The sequence below is a fragment of the Fimbriimonadaceae bacterium genome (assembly GCA_019638795.1).
Taxonomy (GTDB): Bacteria; Armatimonadota; Fimbriimonadia; order Fimbriimonadales; family Fimbriimonadaceae; genus JAHBTB01.
The window spans coordinates 1-19,667 of sequence record JAHBTB010000007.1; the positions used below are offsets into that span (position 1 = coordinate 1).

The 19,667-nt window shown below is 65.3% G+C and carries 20 protein-coding genes; 17 read left to right on the forward strand and 3 right to left on the reverse strand.

The genetic code is table 11. The features are described 5' to 3' along the window. From KF857_09385 to KF857_09425, 9 genes are all read left to right on the forward strand, one after another. The coding region (locus KF857_09385) for a DUF1343 domain-containing protein (GenBank protein ID MBX3112209.1) at positions 1-965 on the forward strand (965 nt) is incomplete at its 5' end. Between the two features lie 75 nt (positions 966-1,040). Then, positions 1,041-2,027, forward strand: a complete 987-nt coding sequence (locus KF857_09390; GenBank protein MBX3112210.1) for a prepilin-type N-terminal cleavage/methylation domain-containing protein — start codon at positions 1,041-1,043, stop codon at positions 2,025-2,027. Further along, positions 2,024-2,278, forward strand: coding sequence for a hypothetical protein (locus tag KF857_09395; GenBank protein ID MBX3112211.1), 255 nt, complete (start codon positions 2,024-2,026; stop codon positions 2,276-2,278). The genes KF857_09390 and KF857_09395 overlap by 4 nt, the downstream gene beginning before the upstream one ends. A gap of 86 nt (positions 2,279-2,364) precedes the next feature. Then, positions 2,365-2,694 (forward strand): cyclic-di-AMP receptor, encoded by a 330-nt coding sequence (locus tag KF857_09400; protein ID MBX3112212.1) that lies wholly within the window; start codon positions 2,365-2,367, stop codon positions 2,692-2,694. Continuing rightward, a complete protein-coding gene (locus tag KF857_09405) occupies positions 2,675-3,613 on the forward strand; it encodes a hypothetical protein (GenBank protein MBX3112213.1) in 939 nt (312 codons plus the stop codon). The genes KF857_09400 and KF857_09405 overlap by 20 nt, the downstream gene beginning before the upstream one ends. A gap of 67 nt (positions 3,614-3,680) precedes the next feature. Further along, the gene (locus KF857_09410; GenBank protein MBX3112214.1) at positions 3,681-4,250 is read left to right on the forward strand and encodes a sigma-70 family RNA polymerase sigma factor; all 570 of its coding nucleotides are present in this window, start codon (positions 3,681-3,683) and stop codon (positions 4,248-4,250) included. Beyond that, a complete protein-coding gene (locus tag KF857_09415) occupies positions 4,247-4,693 on the forward strand; it encodes a zf-HC2 domain-containing protein (GenBank protein MBX3112215.1) in 447 nt (148 codons plus the stop codon). Before KF857_09410 ends, KF857_09415 begins: the two co-directional genes overlap by 4 nt. A gap of 31 nt (positions 4,694-4,724) precedes the next feature. Beyond that, a complete protein-coding gene (locus KF857_09420) occupies positions 4,725-5,648 on the forward strand; it encodes a hypothetical protein (protein MBX3112216.1) in 924 nt (307 codons plus the stop codon). A gap of 98 nt (positions 5,649-5,746) precedes the next feature. After that, positions 5,747-7,282: a trypsin-like peptidase domain-containing protein gene (locus tag KF857_09425; GenBank protein MBX3112217.1), complete on the forward strand. Its 1,536-nt coding sequence runs from the start codon at positions 5,747-5,749 to the stop codon at positions 7,280-7,282. Between the two features lie 56 nt (positions 7,283-7,338). On the opposite strand, the gene KF857_09430 is transcribed toward KF857_09425, so the two are convergent. Beyond that, positions 7,339-7,788 carry a transcriptional repressor gene (locus KF857_09430; GenBank protein MBX3112218.1) on the reverse strand — a complete coding sequence of 150 codons (450 nt, stop codon included), beginning with the start codon at positions 7,786-7,788 and terminating at the stop codon, positions 7,339-7,341. 161 nt (positions 7,789-7,949) lie between these two features. Here KF857_09430 and KF857_09435 point away from each other — a divergent pair, with 161 nt between their 5' ends. The 5 genes from KF857_09435 to KF857_09455 all read left to right on the forward strand — a co-directional run bounded on the left by KF857_09435 (position 7,950) and on the right by KF857_09455 (position 13,215). After that, complete coding sequence (locus KF857_09435; protein MBX3112219.1) at positions 7,950-8,159, forward strand: hypothetical protein; 210 nt, start codon at positions 7,950-7,952, stop codon at positions 8,157-8,159. Between the two features lie 115 nt (positions 8,160-8,274). After that, a complete protein-coding gene (locus KF857_09440; GenBank protein MBX3112220.1) occupies positions 8,275-9,708 on the forward strand; it encodes a DUF1800 domain-containing protein in 1,434 nt (477 codons plus the stop codon). A 103-nt stretch (positions 9,709-9,811) separates the two neighbouring features. Then, entirely contained in the window at positions 9,812-10,480 is a 669-nt protein-coding gene (locus KF857_09445; GenBank protein ID MBX3112221.1) for a VWA domain-containing protein, read from the forward strand. A gap of 3 nt (positions 10,481-10,483) precedes the next feature. Then, positions 10,484-11,203, forward strand: coding sequence for a protein phosphatase 2C domain-containing protein (locus tag KF857_09450; GenBank protein MBX3112222.1), 720 nt, complete (start codon positions 10,484-10,486; stop codon positions 11,201-11,203). Then, positions 11,200-13,215, forward strand: a complete 2,016-nt coding sequence (locus KF857_09455; protein ID MBX3112223.1) for a hypothetical protein — start codon at positions 11,200-11,202, stop codon at positions 13,213-13,215. The genes KF857_09450 and KF857_09455 overlap by 4 nt, the downstream gene beginning before the upstream one ends. Here KF857_09455 and KF857_09460 read toward each other — a convergent pair. Further along, complete coding sequence (locus KF857_09460) at positions 13,196-13,843, reverse strand: hypothetical protein (protein MBX3112224.1); 648 nt, start codon at positions 13,841-13,843, stop codon at positions 13,196-13,198. The genes KF857_09455 and KF857_09460 overlap by 20 nt on opposite strands. 55 nt (positions 13,844-13,898) lie before the next feature. Here KF857_09460 and KF857_09465 point away from each other — a divergent pair, with 55 nt between their 5' ends. The 3 genes from KF857_09465 (at position 13,899) to KF857_09475 (ending at position 18,409) form a co-directional block, all read left to right on the forward strand. Next, positions 13,899-16,232 (forward strand): endonuclease MutS2, encoded by a 2,334-nt coding sequence (locus KF857_09465; GenBank protein MBX3112225.1) that lies wholly within the window; start codon positions 13,899-13,901, stop codon positions 16,230-16,232. Between the two features lie 72 nt (positions 16,233-16,304). Beyond that, positions 16,305-17,096, forward strand: a complete 792-nt coding sequence (locus tag KF857_09470; GenBank protein MBX3112226.1) for a hypothetical protein — start codon at positions 16,305-16,307, stop codon at positions 17,094-17,096. A gap of 44 nt (positions 17,097-17,140) precedes the next feature. Continuing rightward, positions 17,141-18,409, forward strand: a complete 1,269-nt coding sequence (locus tag KF857_09475) for an adenylate/guanylate cyclase domain-containing protein (GenBank protein MBX3112227.1) — start codon at positions 17,141-17,143, stop codon at positions 18,407-18,409. 3 nt (positions 18,410-18,412) lie between these two features. Here the strand turns inward: KF857_09475 and KF857_09480 are convergent, their stop codons facing one another. Then, positions 18,413-19,615, reverse strand: coding sequence for a hypothetical protein (locus KF857_09480; protein ID MBX3112228.1), 1,203 nt, complete (start codon positions 19,613-19,615; stop codon positions 18,413-18,415). Positions 19,616-19,667 lie beyond the last annotated feature (52 nt).

Below are 19,667 nucleotides of genomic sequence, written 5' to 3' on the forward strand. Positions count from 1 at the left end.
AGGACAACATGATCGAGTGGGAGGGTTACACCGACCCGCGCACGGGCCTGCGCTTCTATTCGCTGTACGGCGAGCACCGCAAGCCGACCCCGGCGATGCTGGAGGGGGTGGACGTGTTGGTCTACGACGTGCAGGAGGTGGGGGCCCGTTACTACACGTTCATCTGGACTCTGGCGCTGTGTCTGGAGGCGTGCCGGGAGGCGGGGGTGCCGGTGCTGGTGCTCGACCGGCCCAACCCGATCGACGGGGTGACGGTGGAGGGCCCGGGGGCCGACCCGGCCTACGCGAGCTTTGTCGGGCTGTACCCGTTGCCGGTGCGGCACGGCATGACGGTGGGCGAGGTGGGCCGTCTGTTGGTGGAGCGGTACATCCCCGGGGCCGAGATCGACGTGGTGGAGACGGACGGGTGGGACAGGCGCGACCTTTTTCCCGCGACGGGGCTGCCTTGGGCGCTGCCGAGCCCGAACATGCCGACGCCCGACACCGCCCTGGTTTATCCGGGGCAGTGCCTGCTGGAGGGCACGAAGCTGAGCGAGGGCCGGGGGACGACGCGGCCCTTTGAGATCTTTGGCGCGCCCTACATTGACGGCTGGCGGTTGGCCGAGGAACTGAACGCCACCGGTCTGGGGGGCGTGGTGTTCCGGCCGGTGCAGTTCCAGCCGACCTTCCAGAAGCACAAGGGCGAGGTGTGCCAGGGGTGTTTTATCCATGTGTCCGACCCGGGCACGTTCCAGCCGGTGCGGGCGACGGTGGCGTTGTTGCACACGGTGCGCCGGCTGTGGCCCGACGCCTTTGCCTGGCAAGACCCGCCGTATGAGTACGAGCACACCTTGATGCCGGTGGACATCTTGTGGGGTGGGCCGTGGCTGCGCGAGGGGGTGGACGCGGGGACGCCGTTGGCGACGCTTTTTGAGCGGATGGACGACTCTTTGGCGGACTGGGCGGGGCCGAAGGCCCCCTGTTAACCTTGCGTTAACCTGGGGCGGACGAAATATACTTCGCCAGTCCCGTGTTTGCACTCTGTTAGTCGGAGCCATTTTATGAAGAAAGCGTTCACCCTCATTGAACTCCTCGTGGTCATCGCGATCATCGCGATCTTGGCCGCCATCCTGTTCCCGGTCTTCGCGCAGGCGAAGGTCGCCGCCAAGAAGACGTCCGGCATCTCGAACGTGAAGCAGCTGGCCGTCGGCGTCCAGATCTACATGGGCGACTACGACGACATGTTCCCGCGGAACGACGACTGCATCGACAAGTCGTCTCTCAACGGGGAACTGAACTCCAACCCGTTCCCGCCGAACGGCATCGGCGTGGGGTGCACGACGAGCCGGTACTACTACCGCGCGAACCACTTCTCCTGGCAGAAGTGGATCATGCCTTACGTCAAGAACGTGTCCATTTTTGAGAACCCGATGCGGGTGAAGGACCCCACCCAGTGGGCGAACAACGGCCAACTGGTCTACGGCTGGGTGCTGAACGGCGGCATCACGGGTTCGCTGGACACCTATAACCGTTCGGCGACGTTCAACCGTCAGTTCCGCAACCCGTTCCGGGGCGGTTCGCAGACCGGCCTGCCGAGCGTGGCCGACGTCGCGCTGATCCTGGAACTTCCGCTGGAGCCGACCGCCTTCTTGGCCGGTGCGTCGGTGGACTCGGAAGGGGTGGCCCCGGCGGTGAAGGTGTATCCGATGGCGATCAAGGAGTTTTGGCGCTACCGGCTGATGAAGGGCAGTCTGGCCGACTGCATCGCCCGCACCAACGGCACCCAGGTCGACACGGCCAAGGCTCCGTCGGGCGGCATCTCGATCGGCTTTGCCGACGGCCACGCCAAGTTCCTGACGGCGGGCGACTTCTTGGGTAAGACGCCGAGTAAGTCGGAGTACCTGGGCGTGGACGCGAGCAGCCCCACGGCGGGTTGGACGTACCCGACCAATGCGGAGTGCGCCCTGGGGACGACCTCGACCGGCAACTTCGGCATCACCGCGCCGAACATCAACATCAACTACCCGATGTGGGCCCTCGGCGAATGAAGGCGTGGGCTCTGGCATCCGTGGCGGTCGTGGCTTTGGTCGGCTGTCAGCCGACCGAGGTCACCCCTGACCAAGCCAAGGCGATCGCGGCCGAGTCGACTCCGGCCAAGTTCGACGAGGAAATGAAAAGGCAGGGCAAGGGCGCCGAACTGGAAGAGGCGAAGAAGAGGGAAGCGGAGTACCTCAATGCGGGACGCCAAGGCAGTGGCGGCAAGTCCGACACGCCCAACGACCCCAACGCCAACCCATGAGCGAGCATCGGGACGGGGGGCGCTTGGGCGCCCCTTGTCTCGAATCAGGGCGTGATCCGGGCCCCTAGGCTTTATACTGGAGTCTCATGAAGCTTGTCGTGTGCGTCATCCACTGCCGAGACAAGGGCCGGCTGACGGACGAACTCGTCAAACAGGGGTTCAAGTTCACCGTGATCGGGTCCAGCGGCGGCTTTTTGCGCGAGGGCAACGCGACGCTTCTGATCGGCACCGAGGACAGCGAGGTGCCCCGGCTCAAGTCGGTGATCCAGGCCAACTGCCAGTCCCGCGAGCAGCTGGTCAACGTGATGCCGTTTGAGAGTGCGCCCCCGGGCGCCTTCATCCCGAGCCCGGTCAACGTGCCGGTGGGAGGGGCGGTCGTCTTTGTCATCGACGTCCATGAGTTCGTCCGTTTCTGAGCCGGTGGCGGGGGCGGCGGCACGGGTCGCGGCCAGACTTGCCGCCGCTCCGCCAGGGCCGCAGGTGGTGCTCTTCTACGGCGAGGCAGGCGGCACGGCCCCTCGACTGGCCGCGGAGTTGGCCGCGGCTTGGCTGTGCCCGAACAGCGACGCCTTGGGCGGTTGCGGAGACTGTGCGGTCTGCCGGGCATTCGCGGCCGGGCGCGCGGTGGACTTCCAGCACATCGTCCCCTATGGCGCGGGCCGGTTCATCCGGCTGGGGGCGGTCCACTACGTCCCCAACGAGCCCGACCCCAAGTTCACCGGCATACCGACCATCGACTTCTTCCGTACCCGGCCTCTGATCGCCCCGACGAAGGTCGTTTGGTTCGACCCGGCCGACCGGTTCAACCTTGACTCGGGGAACGCGTTGCTGAAGTCGCTGGAGGAACTGCCCGCCTACGCCCGTGTCGTGATGACGACGGACGACCTGGGTCGGGTCATGCCGACGGTCCGGTCACGGTGCCTGTGCGTCGCCTGTGAACTCCCGGCCGACCTTGAGGCCGTGGCCGGGCCGCTGAGTGACGCGGAGCGGGCCTTTGCCCGGACGCGAGGCGACCTGGAACGGGTCCGCAAGTCTCCCGCCGCCTATGATGCGCTCCACGACCTGTTCCTCCGGACCCTTCAGAGTCCGGTGGGGGCCGCCCCTGCCCTGGCGGAGGAGGCCCGCGACATCGCGGCCAAACTGGCCGAAGGGTCGGGCGACGGCATCAGGCCTGCCCAACTGGTGGTGCTGGAGCTCTTGGCCACTTGGTGGGCGCGGCATAGGCCGGAGGACCCCGGTAAGACCGCGGCGGTCATCGAGGCCCACCGCCTCGTCGGCGGCAACATCAACGCCGGCGCGGTCTTCGACATGGTTTTTGCCCAACTTCTGGTTTAATGTGGGAACGAGCGGCACGCCTGGTGCCGTAATGGGTCACAAGAGGATTCTTATGATTGCTTCGTGGGTGAGAACGTTTGTGCAGGGAAGGGAGGACCGTCGCCCTCTGTTTGAACGACTCATGACCGAATCTTATCGGCAGGCGTACAACATGGCGTTGCGCCTGTGCGGGAGCTCCACGGAAGCCGAAGACCTCGTCCAAGAAACTTACGTACGTGCCTACCGGTTCTTCTACCGCTATGACGAGGGCCTGCCGTTCGTCAGTTGGCTGTACCGGATCATGGTGAACATCCACATTGACGACGTCCGCCGCCGGCAACGCCTGCGGACGGTGAGCCTGGACCAAGGCTCCAATGTCGGTTCGGCCTGGGAGATCAGCGACAACACGTCGCTGGCGGACGCCTCTCTGATGGAGACCACGCTCGAAGAACCGCTTCAACTGGGTCTCAAGTCGATGAACCCCGAGTTCCGCACCGCGGTCGTCCTAGCCGACGTCGAAGGCATGTCCTACGAAGAGATCGCCGAGATCATGGACACGTCGGTCGGCACCGTGCGTTCACGGATCCACCGGGGCCGCCGACAATTGAAGGAGTACCTGGAACGGCTCTATCCCGGCCAGTACGAGGTGACGGCATGAACTGCACCCGCGTGCGCTCCCTCCTGTCCGCTTTTCTCGACCGCGAACTCGGCGGCGACCAAATGATCGAGGTGCAGCAGCACCTGCGCTCGTGCACCCCGTGCTCGGACGAACTTGAGTCGCTCCGACGGATCAAGCAGGCGTTGTCCGCCTCGCCGGTCGTCGAGCCGAGCGAAGACCTTGTCCGCCGGACCCACGCCGCCGTGTTCTCCACGCGCCAGAAACGGGCGGCCAAGAGCCCGGTCCCCGGCCTGGTCGCGATGGCGTCGGCCCTCGTCGCCGCGTTCCTCGCTGTCTCCGCCGCTCAGAACACGCCTCACAGCACTGCCGCGGCGCCCGAAATCCGGGCCGCCGAAGCCAGGGTCAGTCCGATGGTCGTGTCTGGCTCTGACCCGTTCGGAGGCTATGCGCCGACTATCCCGGCGTCTGTCCGTCGCGATTAGCTCGGCATTGGCCGTCTCCCTGATGTCGGCCGTGCCCCGTCCGGCTGAAGGGAAGCAGCCATGGACCGATGACAAGGCGACCGAGATCCTCCGCCGGTTCTACGAAGTCCCGTTCGGGGCAAACGTCGTCACCATCCAACGACGGCGGAGCCCGGTGAACCGGTCGACGTTCCTCGCCCACGTCGAGTCCAGCATGGGGGTCGGTGCCAAGATCACGATCCTCGAACCGATCAGTGTCCAGGGCATGCAGTACATCGACAACGGGGACGTCTTGCGCTCCTACCTGCCCGACCTGAACACGGTCTACACCCAGCCCTCGCCGCAAAGGCTGAGGATGGGCCAGGAGGAACGGATGGCCGCGATCAAGGCCAACTACCGGGTCCGCCTGCTCGACCCGACCGAGGTGGCCCGGCGCCGGGCCGACGTCGTGGAGTTGCGGCCGCGGAACCCCCGGATGCCCGTGCGGCGGATGACGATCGACGCGAAGGAGGCGTTCCTCCTGCGGTCGGAGGTCATCGACGAGGACACGGTCAAATGGGTCGACACGATCAAGGTGACCTTCTACAGCGACCGGTTGCCGCCGTTCAGCTTCCACGAGCCCCGCGACGTCGTCCGGCGCGAGTCGTTTGTCAAAATCGTCAAAGACGGCAAATTCGCCATGGCCCTCCTCGGATTCGAACCGAGACTTCCCAAGAGGTTGCCGTTCGGGCTCAAAGTCGTGGCCCAGCAGGTCAGCGGGTCGGAGAGCAACCCGGTCTTCTCGGTGGTGCTGTCCGACGGAGTGGCCACCGTGACGGTTTCTCAATGGAACACGAGAAAGTCCAAGGAGGACGGCAATGAACGGCCGATGGCGGTCGACGCCTATGGGATCGGGTTCACGGCCTACGGCGACACTCCGGACGACGTCCTCCAAGAGGTCGCGCGAACCTTTGGCGACCAGTTTTCGGGCCAATGACCTGGGCCTGGGAACGGGCGTCAGGGCGAATCCGGTTGGAAATGATTGCGGAAGCGGGTGTTCACCCGCATGAGTCCAGATAAAGGAAGAGACGAAAGATGAGCGCGTGGAAGAAAACCTTGGGAATGCCGGCGACCTGGATCGCCGCCGGCGCCTTGATCATCGGCGGCGTCGCCGTCGCCAACAACATCAAGAACACATCGTTGCCGATGTCCCATGGCCCCGTCTTGGCCGTCCAGCCGGCCGGGTTGCCCAGTTCTGAGGGCGCCAGCGCCCTCCACCAGATCGACCAAGCCCTCAGCGACGTGGCCGACCAGGCGGCGAAGGGCGTGGTGTTCGTGCGGGTCAGCGACGGTCGCGGCGCCAGCGAAGGGTCGGGGTTTGTCTATCGCGCCGACGGGTGGATCGTCACCAACGACCATGTGGTCGGCCCGAGCGACGAGGCGACCATCACCCTCCATGACGGTCGCGAGTTCAAGGGCAAGGTCATCCATGCGAACGACCCCCAACTCGACCTCGCCGTCGTCAAGATCGACGCTAAAGACCTGACCCCGCTGGTCATCGCCGACAGCCGGCTCGTCCGGCCGGGCCAGTTTGCCATCGCGGTCGGTTCTCCATTCGGCTTGAACGACACCGTGACCATTGGACACATCAGTGGCCTTGACCGAGGAGGCGGTGTCACCGACCCGCGCTTCGGCCGCCGTGGCTATGTCGGCATGATTCAGACCGACGCGGCGATCAATCCGGGCAACAGTGGAGGGCCCCTCCTGAACATCGACGGCCAAGTCGTCGGCGTCAACACCACGATCTTCACCCAGCCGGGCTCGACCATGTTCGGTGGCACGGGCGGCAGCATTGGGATCGGCTTCGCGATCAGCAGCGACGTCGTCCAGGTCGTCGCCGACGAGCTGATCGCCAACGGCAAGTACACCCGCGGCTTCTTTGGCGCGATCCCCATGGACGTCAAGCCCTACAAGTTGAAGGAGATGGGCCTGGAAGGCGGAGCGGTCTTGCAGTCGGTGAGCGCGGGCGGGCCGGCCGAGAAGGCGGGTCTGCGCGAAGACGACGTCATCACCGAACTCGACGGCCGCAAGATGATGAACAACTTGGACGTCCGCACCGAGCTGTACAAGAAGTCACCGGGCGATTCGGTGACGGTGAAGTACCGCCGAGGATCGGAGACCAAGTCGGCTGAGATCAAGCTCGCCGGCGTCCCCACCGGCCCGGCCGCCCAGGTGCAGACCACACCAAGAAGTCTCCCCGACCCGTTCGCGGACGACGGCCCGGACTTCTTCTCGCCAAAGCAGGACGAGGCCCCGAGCGACCACAGCGGCTCGCCGAAGATCGGCGTCAGCGTCCAAGCCCTCGACGACGCGATGCGCAAGCAGTTCTCGGTTCCGGACAGCGGCAAGGGAGTCGTGGTCGTCTCGGTCGAGCCGCGGACATTCGCCTCGCGCATCGGGATGCGCGCCGGCGACGTGCTGCAGACCATCAACGGCAAGGCGGTCAATTCGATCGACGACATCCGGTCGGCGATGAAAGGCATGAAGTGGGGCGACAAGATCGCGATCGTGTACACCCGCTACACGAACCGCGTGTCCCAGACCTACTCGGTCGACATGCCCTTGCAGTAAGCGCCCGGTGTGACCTGAGTGCCCCGGCCACCCTCGGTGGCCGGGGTCTTTTCCGTTTAGGGGCGGGGCAGACAGTCCGTGCAGGTGCCGAGAACTTCCACGCGTATGGACTCCACGACGAACCCGGCGAGTCCCGACTGGGCCTCCAGTTCGTCAGAACTGGACTGGCTGACCGGGAGCTCCTCGACCCGGCCACATGACGTGCAGATCAGGTGCTCGCAACCGTGTTCGTGCTTTTCGTCGAGGCGACACGGCGAATAGGCGTCGACTGTGCCGATATGGTGGACCAGACCAAGGGTTTGGAGGGTGCTGAGGATGCGATAGACGCTCACGACATCGAGCTTTCCGCCCGCCGCAGCGACCTCGGCATGGATCCCGTTGGGGGTCAAGGGGCGTCCGGCCCGGGCAAGGGCCCGGACGACGGCCTGTCGCGGCATCGTGATGCGGTGGCCTGCTTCTTTGAGCTTTGACAGGGCAAAAGCCTCGAAATCAGGACGCTCGGCCATGCTTTGTCTACCAGGGTACCGGTTTTGACCGGTGTTTTTTGCCCTGGGCCTTGCGCGGGCCGAAAACCCTCGTTCAAACTAGCGCTGAACCAGGCATCCTTGCCAGGTTCATTCGAACCAGGGTTAGACCGCCCGGACAGGCGAATCTCAATTCTGGAAAGATGCTGGAGGAATCGATGCAGTTTTACAACTTGAAGACGCGCTCCCATGTCGACGTTCCGGACTCAGACGTGAAGAAGAAGAAAATGGTGCGCAAGACGAAGAACGGCGAGCAGACTCGCTATGCGCTCCTGGCCGACTATCAGGGCAGTACCCTGTACCGCTTCGTCAACGAGGCGACCTACAAGGCGACCAACGCCAAGGAGATTTGAACCACAACCGGGTGCATTGCGCCCGCGACCTCAAGGGCCCCGGGCTGATCCAGCACGGGGCCCTTGCCAATACTAGGGGTGTGAACAATCGCGGCGGTGCCGCGTCACTTGAGACATGGAGCCCTTGACCGAGAAACAAAAGGTCGCCCACCTGCTGAGGCGGTTTGGCCTTGGTGCCAGCGAAGCCGAGGTCGATTATTACGGCCGCGACGGCCTGAAGGGCGCGATCGACCGACTCCTTGACTTCCAGTCGGTCGACGAGGGGTTTGAGACGTCGATCGACCCCTTCCGAAACGACAAGAAGCTGATCAACCCGAAGTCTGTCCAGGCCTGGCTGTACGCCCGTCTCCTCGCCACCAAGCGTCCTCTGGAGCAAAAGCTCGTCGTCTTCTGGCACAACCACTTCGCGACCAGCGCCCAGAAAGTCGACAGCGCGGAGGCCATGGTCCAACATGTCAACACGCTCCGGGCCAACTGCGCGGGTCGATTTGAAGACTTGCTCCTTGCCATCAGCAAAGACCCGGCGATGCTCTATTGGCTCGACAACTGCCTCAATGTGAAGGGCAAGCCAAACGAGAACTTCGCCCGAGAAGTGATGGAGCTGTTCACCCTGGGCGTGGGGAACTACACCGAGAAGGACATTCAAGAGGCGGCCCGAGCTTTCACGGGCTGGACGATGGGGATCCAGCGGAACGGCCGCGTCATCCCGACACAGAGACTGCCACGCCAGCCAAGCCAGTTCGTCTATGTCTTGCGCCAACACGACGACGGGCAAAAGTCTGTCTTGGGAAGCCGAGGCACGTTCAACGGCGACGACGTTGTCGGACTGCTTTGTGGCAAGGAGCGGACGGCCCAGTTCATCGCCCACAAGTTCATCGAGTGGTTCGCCTTCGAGGACCCCGACCCGGCCTACGTCAGCCGTGTCGCCACCAAGTTCAGGTCCAGCGGTCTGGACATCAAGGTACTCGCGCGCGCCGTGATGGAGAGTGACGAGTTTTACTCGCCCAAGAGCGTCCGGAAGCTGATCAAGAACCCCATTGACTTCAGCATCGACGCGGCACGGCAGCTGGGGATGGGCCAGACGGTCGCCGCCGCCCTCGGCCAAGACATGCCGCCGGGCCGCCGCGGCGCCGTGCCGGTCCTCCTGGCCCGGGCCACCAAGAACATGGGTATGGAACTGCTCTACCCGCCCGACGTCTCGGGTTGGAAGACAGGTGAGGCGTGGATTTCCACGGCGACCATGGTCGAGCGGATCAAACTGGCCGACTCGTTCTTTGGCGGGTACCAGGTGGCCAATGGCAAGGCCGCGTTCCGGCCTGCCGCTTACCGGGCGATGCCGCTCTTTGAGGAAGACCCGACGCCGTCTGGGGCGGTGAAGAAGCTGGTGTCGATCTTTGACGCGACGTTTGACGCGAACAAACTCCGGCAACTCACCGTCGCCGCCTCGGACGCGGCGGGCAACGGGCCGGTGACGGCCCGCAACGCCAATATGGTCGCCCAGGCGGTCTCTCGGCTGATCTTTGGGTCGCCTGAGTTCCAGTTTGCCTAGAGTTGGGCCGAGAAAGGACTGGCGACCGCAATAGCCCCGACTTGGGTGGCCAAGTTGAACCATTCGCCGCCTACCCGTGGTATCTAGGAAGGGTAGGCGACCGATGGACGACCTTGAATTGGAACCGCTGGGCGAGGACATGTTCCTCAACACCGAGCGGAGGTGCCCGGTCGTGCTGCTCCAGGACACGTCGAGTTCCATGCGGCCCGTCATCGACCAGGTGAACCAGGGCCTCCAAGACATGAAGGCCGAGTTGGCTCTGGACCCCTTGGCGAGCCAAAGGGTCGAGATCGCCATCGTGACGTTCGGCCCGGTGGCTTTGGTGCAAGACTTCGTGACGGTCGACCAATGGTTCCCGCCCCGGCTAAAGTCGGGCGGCAACACCCCGCTGGGAGGCGCGACGCGGTTCGCCCTCGACCAACTGCGCCTTCGCAAGAGCGCCTACCGCGAGGCCGGAGTCCCCTACTACCGTCCTTGGATCTGGCTGGTCACCGACGGGGCCCCGACGGACGATTGGCGGGAAGCAGTGGACGAGGCCCAGGCCGAGGTGAGGCGGGGAGGCCTCGAACTCTTCACCGTCGGCACGGAGAACGCGGACTTCAACGTCCTGCGGCAGATCAGCTCGCCGCGTGCGCCGGTCCGGCTGCGCCAGGCCCGCTACCGCGACATGTTTGTCTGGCTTTCGCAGTCATTACGTCCCGTCAGCAAATCCGAGCCGGGGTCGGCCCTGAACTTACCCAGCCCCGCCGCGTGGGGCGAGATCGAGACGTGAACCATGCCGTGGGTGTACGCCGCCGCCAGCCGGGCCGGGGCCGTCCATGGGGAGGGCCATGCGGGTGACGACGCCTTTGCCGCGGCGGTCGTGGGCGACGTGCTGGTCGCGGCGGTGGCCGACGGGGCCGGAGGGGCCCGGCACGGCGGCCTCGGGGCGCGCACGGCGGTCCAGGCGTTCCTGACCGCCGCACCGGTCGTACCGGAGAGCCGGTTGGTCGACGTCGTCAAGACGTCCCTGTGCCACGCGGCAAACCTCCATGGCTGTCCGGTCGGCGATCTGGCCACCACCCTCGTCGCCGTGGTCGCCGGCCCCATGAAATCGCTGTTCCTGCAGGTCGGTGACGGCGCTTCGGTTTGCCGTCCCGCCGGTGAAGAGGCGTTTCGGACGGTCATTTGGCCCCAGTTCAGCGAGTTCGTCAACACAACGACGTTTGTGACCGACGACGCGGCGGTGGCCCGCTCCCAGCAGACGAGGCTTGCCTGCCCGGTGCACGACATATGCCTCACGACGGACGGCCTCCAGTACCTCGTCCTTGACTTCAAGAACAAACAGCCTCACCAGCCGTTCTTCCAGTCCGTGTGCCGCCGGATCGGCGTCGAGGTGCATGAGGGAGAAGACCGCCGGGCCTCCCAGTGGATCGGCGACATGCTGACGAGCGCACCGGTGACGACGAAGACCGACGACGACACGACCCTCTTGGTGGCGAGGTGGCGCGAGTGAGCCTGTTGTTCGATGACGGCGGTGCCCCCCTTGAACTCCATGCCCGTGTCGGCGAAGGCGGCGAGGCGACCGTGCGGCACGTGGCGGGTCGGGACGGGGTGCTGGCCAAGGTCTATAAGGACGCTGACGACTTGGACCAGCACGTGCGCAAAGTCGTCGCCTTGGTCGCCATGGCCTCTTCTGGACTAGAGAAGGTGGCGGTTTGGCCACGTCAGTTGGTGGTGGACTCGTCCGGACAAGCGGTCGGCTTCCTGATGGAGCACTTGAAGGGGTGGACGCCGCTCTTCAGCGTGTACCAGACGCGGTCACGACTCCGTCAGATGCCCCAGGGAGACTGGGGGTTTCTAGTACGGGTCGCGCGGAACCTGGCCACGGCGGTGGCCACCGTCCATCGCGCGGGCCTCGTCATCGGCGACCTGAACGAGTCGAACGTGCTCGTCAGCGGCCAAGCGATGGTCAAGCTGATCGACGTGGACAGCTTCCAAGTCGAGGTCGACGGTACGGTCATGGCATGCCCGGTCGGCAAAGCGGAGTATCTCGCCCCCGAACTCCAGGGCCGCGACCTGGAGGCCGTCCGGCGCAACCAGCGTCACGACTTGTTCGCCTTGGCCGTGCTCGTCTTCCAGACGCTCATGCTCGGGCGGCACCCCTTCGCCGGCCGACCCTGCGGCGGGCTTGAGCCCACGCTCGAACAATCGGTCGCGAACCATTGGTACGCCCACACCACCGTGCGGGACGTTCCCTTGCGCCCTCCGCCAGGAGTCACCACAACCTGGTTGCCTCCTCTTGTCCAGACTCTTTTTGAGCGTGCGTTCGGCACTGACGCGTCGGCCCGGCCGACCGCCAAGGTGTGGGCCGAGTCTTTGCGGGAGCTCGAGCAGGACTTGACGGCCTGTTCGCCTGGCCATGTGTATTGGTCTGGGCTCGCCGCCTGTCCATGGTGCCGCATTGAACGGCGGTCGCGCATGCGTGTCTTCGGCGTGCCGGTGGACGCCAAGGGAACGGTACTGACAACGGCAGACGAGGCTCTGGCCGAACTTGCCGAGGCGGCAGCGCGCGCGGGACACCTTCCCGCCCTTGTGCAGACGACTGTGCCGGCCGAGGCCCAGGTCAACAACCTGAGCCCCATCCCGGTGTCGGCCTTGTCTGAGGCAGAGGCCCGCGAGCGCCGACGGGACTGGATCGTCCAAGTCGGACGGACGTGCGCGGTGCTCGGGGTAGGCGGAGCAGCTATTGCGGCGGCCGGGGCTGGCACCGAAGTCGGCATGATCATGGGGCCATTGAGTGTCGTCTTGGCTTATCCCGCCCTATTCTTCCAAGCCGGACGCCGGGCACGCAGGGTGCGGGAGGTGCGGGCGGAACGGGCGTCCCTTCGAGCCGAGATCGAACAGCTTGGCGAAGCTTGGGAGGCCAATCCGGTCGCGGCCGAACTGGCCGGCAAGCGGGCACAGCTCGACGAACTGCTCCGTGACGCGGGCCGGGCCGAAGAGAAGAGGTCGGAGATCCGTGACCGATACCTGGCCCGGTCATATGGGAACGAGGTCAACCAGTTCTTGTCGAAGTACAGCGTGCTTGTCGCCGACGTGAATGACCTCAGCGCCCGTCGCTTGAACGCCCTTTATGAGCAAGGGTTGCGGACCGCGGCGGACATCGTGCCGGGCAAACTGGAGGTGGTCTCCGACCTCGACCAGGCCGACCGGGACCAACTCCTAGCCTGGCGCGAGCGGATGGCACGCCAGTTCTGGCGGTCGGGGGGCTTCTCCTTGCCGCCGGAGACCGAGGACTTGGCCGACCGCGAGTTCACGGCTTGGGTGCGCGACAGTGTGGCCAAGATCACCGACGCTGAGCGTGCCATACGGGTCCTGACCGAAGAGGTGGAGAACACCCAGCGCTCTTTGGCAAGCCGGATGGTCGCCGTCTACGAGCGGGCCCGGGTGGTCGAGCGCGCCTATGAGGACACCAAGCACGCCATCGTGCTCGGCCGGCGGTCGGTCACTCAGGCGAGAAAGTGAGGACGAGCTTCGGCCGGTACTCCGCCTTGTCGGCCGCGTGCGAATAGTACTTGTAGATCCTGGCGTTGTCGCTGCCCTCGGGGTCGACCTTGCTGGTAAGGGCAAAGGCGACCTTCTTGTCCGTCGAGGCCAGGCGTGACGACAGAACGCCCGCGAACGAGGCGGGGCCGGCCATAAGGTCGACCTCGATCTTGGTCGGCTTGCCTTCCTCGACCGACTTGATCGACCCTGTCCCCAGAATCTCGCTCGCGGCACCCTTGGGCGAGAACTTTGCGGCTTCCTTGAAGTCCCAAAATCGCTCGGTGAACCCGGGTTCGACGGAGCGGGCCTCCAGGGGTGCGTCGGCGCTCTCTTTGACGGTCATGCCGACCTTGGCGGCGTGGGTCAGGACGAGGACGGCCCGGGTCAGTTTGCCGTCGACCTTGACCGATCCCAGGTCGAACTTGACCAAGCTCCAACTCACCGTCATGCCAGGGTCCGGTTCCTCGACAGCGGCCCCCTCAAAACCCCATGTCCGCAGAAACGGGTCCTCGACCTGCTCGCTGGCGTGGGGATAGACCCAAACGTCGTCGGTCGCTTCCAGCGTGACGGTCGCGACACGGGCGGTGAGGATCAGGGCGGTCAGCATGGCCATATTGTAGCCAGGCTGGGTGAAGGCGGCGGGGCCGCGTCACAATGGAGCCGTGGAGCACGCACTCGCCGTCCTGGAATGGGGCAAGGTCGTGGCTCGCCTGGTGGCCGCTTGCGAGACCGACCTTGGCCGGGCCCGGGCCGGGGACGCGGTGCCTTCATTTGACGCCGACGAGGTCTGGGCCGAACTGGACAAGACCAGAGAGGCCGACACCTTGCGGAACTCGGGCCTGCCGAGCCTCATGGGAGTGCGGGACGTCCGGGCGGCGGTCACGATTGCGAGTAAGGGCGCGGTCTGCGACGGTCGGAGCCTCTATCAGGTCGGGACGACCCTGAAGGCGATGGGGGCGGCGCGCAAATCGGTCGCCGAGGCCGACGGGCTCCCCCTGTTGCAGGCCCTGGCCGATGACCTCCCTGACCTGCCCAACATCGTCGCCCTGATCGAGAAGAGCCTGGAGTCCGACGGTCATGTCCTGAGCGACGCCAGCCCCGAACTCGCCGCGGCCCGCCGCCGCAAGGCGCAGGCCGTGCAGCGCGGGCAAGAACGGATCCAGAGCTACGTCAGCGGCAAGACGCGGGAATGGTTGAGCGACCCGCTCCACACGACGAGGAACGGGCGCCTGGTGGTCCCGCTGAAGGCCGAGTACAAGGGCCGGATCAAGGGCATCGTCCACGACACCAGCGCGAGCGGCCAGACGGTCTATCTCGAACCGGACGACGTCGTCCAGGCGGGCAACCAGGTGCGCGAGGCCGAGGTGGCGGAGCGCGCCGAAGAGGAGAGGATCCTCGCCCGGATCAGCGCGGTCGTCGGTGACGAGGTCGATGCGGTCAAGGCAGGCCTCGACGCGGCGACTGAGCTTGACGTCCTGTTTGCCCGGGCCCGGTTCGGGGCCGACATCGAAGGATGTCTGCCGACCCGGGGTCCGGACCACTCCATCCGGTTGACCAAGGCAAGACATCCCCTGCTCGACGCGGCGGTCGCGGTCCCGCTGAGCCTAAGCCTTGGCGACGACAACGACACCGTCCTCATCACCGGGCCTAACACCGGCGGCAAGACGGTCGGGATCAAGACGGTCGGACTGGCGGTGGCGATGGCCCAAGCCGGCATGATGGTCGACGCCTTTGAGTGCAAGCTCGGATGCTTCACCCAGATATGGGCCGACATCGGCGACGAACAGTCTCTGCAACAGTCGCTCTCGACATTCAGCGCCCACATCAAGAACATCGCGGAGGCGCTGAAAGGACTCCGGCGCGGAGCATTGGTCTTGTTGGACGAGGTCGGGGCTGGCACCGACCCCACCGAGGGGGCTTCCTTGGCCCGGTCCCTTCTGGTCGCGTTCCAGCGTGGTGGGGCCAAGACGATGGCAAGCACGCACTACGGCGAGCTCAAGGTCCTCGCGACAAACCAGCCGGGCTTCGTCAACGCGGCGATGGAGTTTGACCTCAAGTCGCTCCGTCCGACCTACCACCTCTTGCTGGGAACGCCGGGCTCCAGCCATGCCCTCAAGATCGCCGAGCGGTACGGCATCCCCCCCGACGTGGTGAAGGACGCCACGGAAGGGCTCGGCGAGCAGGCCCTTGACGTGGCGCGGATGATCGAGAAGTTGGAGGCGAGCCAACGCCTCGCCCAGCGGGCGCAGGGCGAGGCAGACCGTTTGGCCAACCGTCTGCGCCAGGTGGAGAAGGAGGCCGAGGAGCGCATTGCCCGGGCCGACGAGACGAGGCGCCGCGTCCGCGAGCAGGCGGCCGACCAGTTGGAGGAGGTCCTCCGCGAGATCCGTCTGGAGACGGCGGACGTCTTCGAGTCGGTCAAGCGTGACCCGAGCCAGCAGAACTTGGACAAGGCCCGGCAACGGCTCAAGGCCGTCCAAGAGGTCGGCCAGGGCGCGGTGCGAGAGATGCGGCCCAACCCGCCGAAGACCGAGCCGCGGGCTCCGGCCGTCATCAGCCCGGGCATGACCGTCCGGGTCACGGGCTTTGAGGGGAAGGGCGTCGTCCTTGAGGCGCCCAAGGGACGCAACGTCCTTGTCCAGATGGGAGCGCTGAAAATGACGGTGACCGTCGACCGGTTGACACCTGTCGAGAACACGCCGGCCAAGATCAAGAAGCAGGGGACGTCGCACCAGTTGCAAAGGGCCCAGACCGTCCAGCGTGAAGTCCACTTGCGGCACATGCGGGCCGAGGACGCCATCGAGACCCTGGAGAAGTTCTTGGACGAGGCGATCTTGGCCGGGGCCCCCAGCGTCCGGATCGTCCATGGCAAGGGCGAGGGCGTCTTGAGGCAGGTCACCCAAGACGTTTTGCGCCAGAACCGGGCGGTGCGTTCTTTCCATTTGGCCGACGCCCAAGAAGGGGGCGAAGGCGTGACCGTCGCCCAGCTACAATAGCCGAACGGAAGCACCCGCGGACATCGTCTACCGGGTGCAGTGTCGCGCCACGGCGCCAAAAGGAATCAGACGTTGAAAACTTGGAGCAACAGTGTCTTGGCCGCGGTGCTCGCCGTGGTCGTCGGGATCAGCCTGGGGTGTGGTGGCGGTGGCGGCGGACCTTCCACCAGTTCGGGCGGCGGCGGTGGCGGCGGTGGTGGCGCGATTCCTGTCGCCGGACAGTACCTGGAGTTCTTTGGCCAGAACGGCGCCCAGGTCGATCCACTCAACCTGACGGCCGGTTCGTCCTACACCGTCCAATACGTCAACTACGACTTGGTCGGAAGCCGGTCGGTCCTCTCCGCCCATAACTGGACCCTGCAGGGCACGGGGTCGGCGTCCATCTCGGGCACCGGCATCATGCAGGTTCCCGTCGACCCCAACGTGAACTTCAAAGTGTCGGCCCAATCGACCGTCAGTGGGACCGTCAAAACCCTCACTCAGGACTGCCGTGTCGCCCGGGGGACGGCGAGCGTCAGTGGCAAAGTCATGTCGTCTAACGGTGTGACCGGGTTGGTGTATGTCCAAGTAGACATCTACGACAACAACCTCAACCGGGTGGGTGGTTGTCTGACCGGTGCGGGGGGGGCCTTCACCGCGGTCTGCCCCACCAACGCCAAGTGGATCACCCTCAAGAGCGCGACGATCCCCGACACCTACTTCAGCGCCCTGAGCTACCAGGGTAAGGACTACTCGGTCTTTGGGACGACGTGCCTGGCCGCGTTGCCGACATTGGCGGGCGGGAACAACGCGTTGCCTGCCCCGATGATCGTGCCCCGGTTGGCCGACGGACCGCCTCCTCCGCCCAGTGGATGCGGTTCCTAAGAATGTAACTCCCGGACGGCACGGACAGTAGAATATTGTCGACAGTGGCCCCCGACGAAATCACCCGCGCGACCGAGCAAGTGCTGGCGGACGACCGCATCCACGAGATGTTGGCGCTCGCTTCACGTCTGCGCGCCGTCCGGGGCGGGGAACTCGACGACGAAGCGGTCGCGGCCGTCGCCGAGGCCACTGGTGCGCCCTTGGAATACGTCAGGTTGGCCGTCCGGGGCCTGCCCGAGGCGGAGCAAAAGACCAGCCCGGTCCAGCGGCTGAAGAACAGCTTCCTCGCCTTCGACCCCGACGTCCGACGGTACGCAATGGGGGGCGTCGTCGGCGGGGCGATGGGGCTCTTGTCCGCATGGTCGATGGTCACCCAAGACAACTCGGGCTTTCTGGGGTGCCTTGTCTTCGTCGGTCTGGTCGCCGCCATCTGGAACGCGGCGATCAGTCGCCACGAGCGGACGGCGGCCCTGGCCGGTGCGGTGTCCGGTGGGGTCTGGACCCTGACGACCGCCTTGGTCTTGTTCGTCCACACCTTGGTCCGTCCGATGCTCTTGGCCACGGGGATGCCGGCGGGAGCCTTGATGGGCTTGCACCCTGCGATGCTCGTCGTCGGCCTGCTGGGTGGGGCGCTTGTCGGCTTCACCGTGCACGCCATGTTGGGCAAGAACCGCTCGGTGCTGGGCCTGCGGGACCCCAGCAAGGAGCGGCACGAGATGCTCCAGCAACTCTTGGAGATCACCGAGAAGCTGAAGTCTGACGAGAGGTTTGTGACGTTCCTTAGCGCCGACATCGTCGGCTCGACCAAGCTCAAGGTGCTGGCCGACCCCTTGTCGGTCGAGTTCACCTTTACCGAATACCACCGGTTTGTCGAGACGATCGTCAACCGCAACGGCGGCCGGATCCATTCGACGGCTGGTGACGGTGTCACCGCCGCCTTCGAGAACCCCGCCCAAGGCTTCACGGCAGCAAAGGCGATCATGGCGGGCCTCTTTGAATTCAACGCCTTCCGTAACCGGACGGGGCAGGCGATCGAACTCAGGACGGGCCTGCACACCGGGAGCGTCTTGGCCCCGGGAAAGGACGTCACCCAAGTCAACTTCGCCCACGTCATCGACGTCGCCGCGCACATGCAGAAGGCCGCCGACGCGGGGGCGTTGGTCGTGAGCGAGGAGACGACCAAATACCTGCCTGGTGGACCGACGTCGGTCGGCACCGAGACGGTGACGGTCGAAGACTTGGTCGGCTACGTGTGGCGCCCGAGCCGGGTCGCGGTGCCTGTCTTCGCCAGCGCGGACACTCCCCGCAACTGACCGTCAGGACACGGCGTCGGGCGGCATGTCGGGTTGGTATCCGTCATCGGAGTGGCCGCCGTCGTCGCGACCGTCTTTGCCCACGCTGTAGACCTTGTAGTCCGATCCCGCGGCGTAGTAGACGAACGGGTTGCCGGAGTACGGGTCGACGGCGATTGTGCCCAGGTGGTCGATCGCGGCCGGGGCGTCGCCACGGAGGGCTGCGGCCCGGCACCGGCTGTCTACGGCCCAGAGCCGGGCAGAGGCGAGGAACTTGTCGCGCAGGTCCAGGTAGGTGAACACGGGCGAGAAGAAGTGCTGGCTGAAGCGCTTCCACGGTCGGCTCTGCTTGTCGGGGAAGGTGATGGGCTTTCGCTGGTTGGGGGTCTGGGCCGCGATGCTCTTGGCGTACGCCGCCGTGGTGTGGGCCTCTTCAGCAAAGGCGGCGAAGTAGGCGGGCCGGTCCTCATCTTTGAGGTTCCGCAGGTAGGTGACCGCGTCGTGGGAGTCCTTGTAGAGGAGGTCTTCGAGTTTGGTCGTCTCTTTGTCGCGGTAGGAGTCCTTCACCGTCTGGACTGCGGCCAGCATCGCCTGTTCCTGATGGTCGATGACCTCGGCGGCGTCCCCGCAACGTTTCAAGGCGTCCGACACGCCTTGCGACAGCTTGACCAAGAGGTCGGGGCTCAGTTCCTCTTGGTGGTCGCGGACCACCTGTCGGATTTGGGAAAAGACGCCGTAGCCGACGGAAGCGTCTTCGACGTCGCCCTTCGTGAGGTCACAGGCAAAGCGAAGGCCGCTGACGGCCAAGTCAATGGCCGCTGCATCCTCCCGGGCGTCGAACAGCGCCTGGGTTTTCCAGGCAAACCCCCGCCCGATCAGGAACCAGTCTTCTCTCACCGTGTCAACTTTGAACGGCCCGTGGGCCCGGTAGACGAAGTCGCATGGGTGTCGGGTGGCCTTGGAAACGGATTCGAGGACCGGCGACAGCGTCGAGACCATCTTCACCTTAAAGCCGGAGGTGAAGTTGCGGCGACGGTCTTCCTTGGGGACGAGGTCGGCGGTCGTCTTTGCCGCGATCAGATAGTCGTCGTAAGCGTTACCTGACCCAGCCTTCGGAATGTAGGGCTCCTCTTCCTTAAAGACGGTCACATAGGGGACAGGGGGCTTCCTGGCACAACCGCATAGAACAAGGGTCGCCAGCATCCATGCGTGCGATTTCCTGAACACAGTTCAATCGTAGCATCACCAACGTGCCAGGCGGACCGACGTGCCAAACTCT

Excerpts from the sequence above, each read along its gene's own strand:
- KF857_09390 (MBX3112210.1), top strand. The coding sequence starts at position 1,041 with ATGAAGAAAGCGTTCACCCTCATTGAACTCCTCGTGGTCATCGCGATC.
- KF857_09395 (MBX3112211.1), top strand. The coding sequence starts at position 2,024 with ATGAAGGCGTGGGCTCTGGCATCCGTGGCGGTCGTGGCTTTGGTCGGC.
- KF857_09400 (MBX3112212.1), top strand. The coding sequence starts at position 2,365 with ATGAAGCTTGTCGTGTGCGTCATCCACTGCCGAGACAAGGGCCGGCTG.
- KF857_09405 (MBX3112213.1), top strand. The coding sequence starts at position 2,675 with ATGAGTTCGTCCGTTTCTGAGCCGGTGGCGGGGGCGGCGGCACGGGTC.
- KF857_09415 (MBX3112215.1), top strand. The coding sequence starts at position 4,247 with ATGAACTGCACCCGCGTGCGCTCCCTCCTGTCCGCTTTTCTCGACCGC.
- KF857_09425 (MBX3112217.1), top strand. The coding sequence starts at position 5,747 with ATGAGCGCGTGGAAGAAAACCTTGGGAATGCCGGCGACCTGGATCGCC.
- KF857_09430 (MBX3112218.1), bottom strand. The coding sequence starts at position 7,788 with ATGGCCGAGCGTCCTGATTTCGAGGCTTTTGCCCTGTCAAAGCTCAAA.
- KF857_09435 (MBX3112219.1), top strand. The coding sequence starts at position 7,950 with ATGCTGGAGGAATCGATGCAGTTTTACAACTTGAAGACGCGCTCCCAT.
- KF857_09440 (MBX3112220.1), top strand. The coding sequence starts at position 8,275 with ATGGAGCCCTTGACCGAGAAACAAAAGGTCGCCCACCTGCTGAGGCGG.
- KF857_09445 (MBX3112221.1), top strand. The coding sequence starts at position 9,812 with ATGGACGACCTTGAATTGGAACCGCTGGGCGAGGACATGTTCCTCAAC.
- KF857_09450 (MBX3112222.1), top strand. The coding sequence starts at position 10,484 with ATGCCGTGGGTGTACGCCGCCGCCAGCCGGGCCGGGGCCGTCCATGGG.
- KF857_09460 (MBX3112224.1), bottom strand. The coding sequence starts at position 13,843 with ATGCTGACCGCCCTGATCCTCACCGCCCGTGTCGCGACCGTCACGCTG.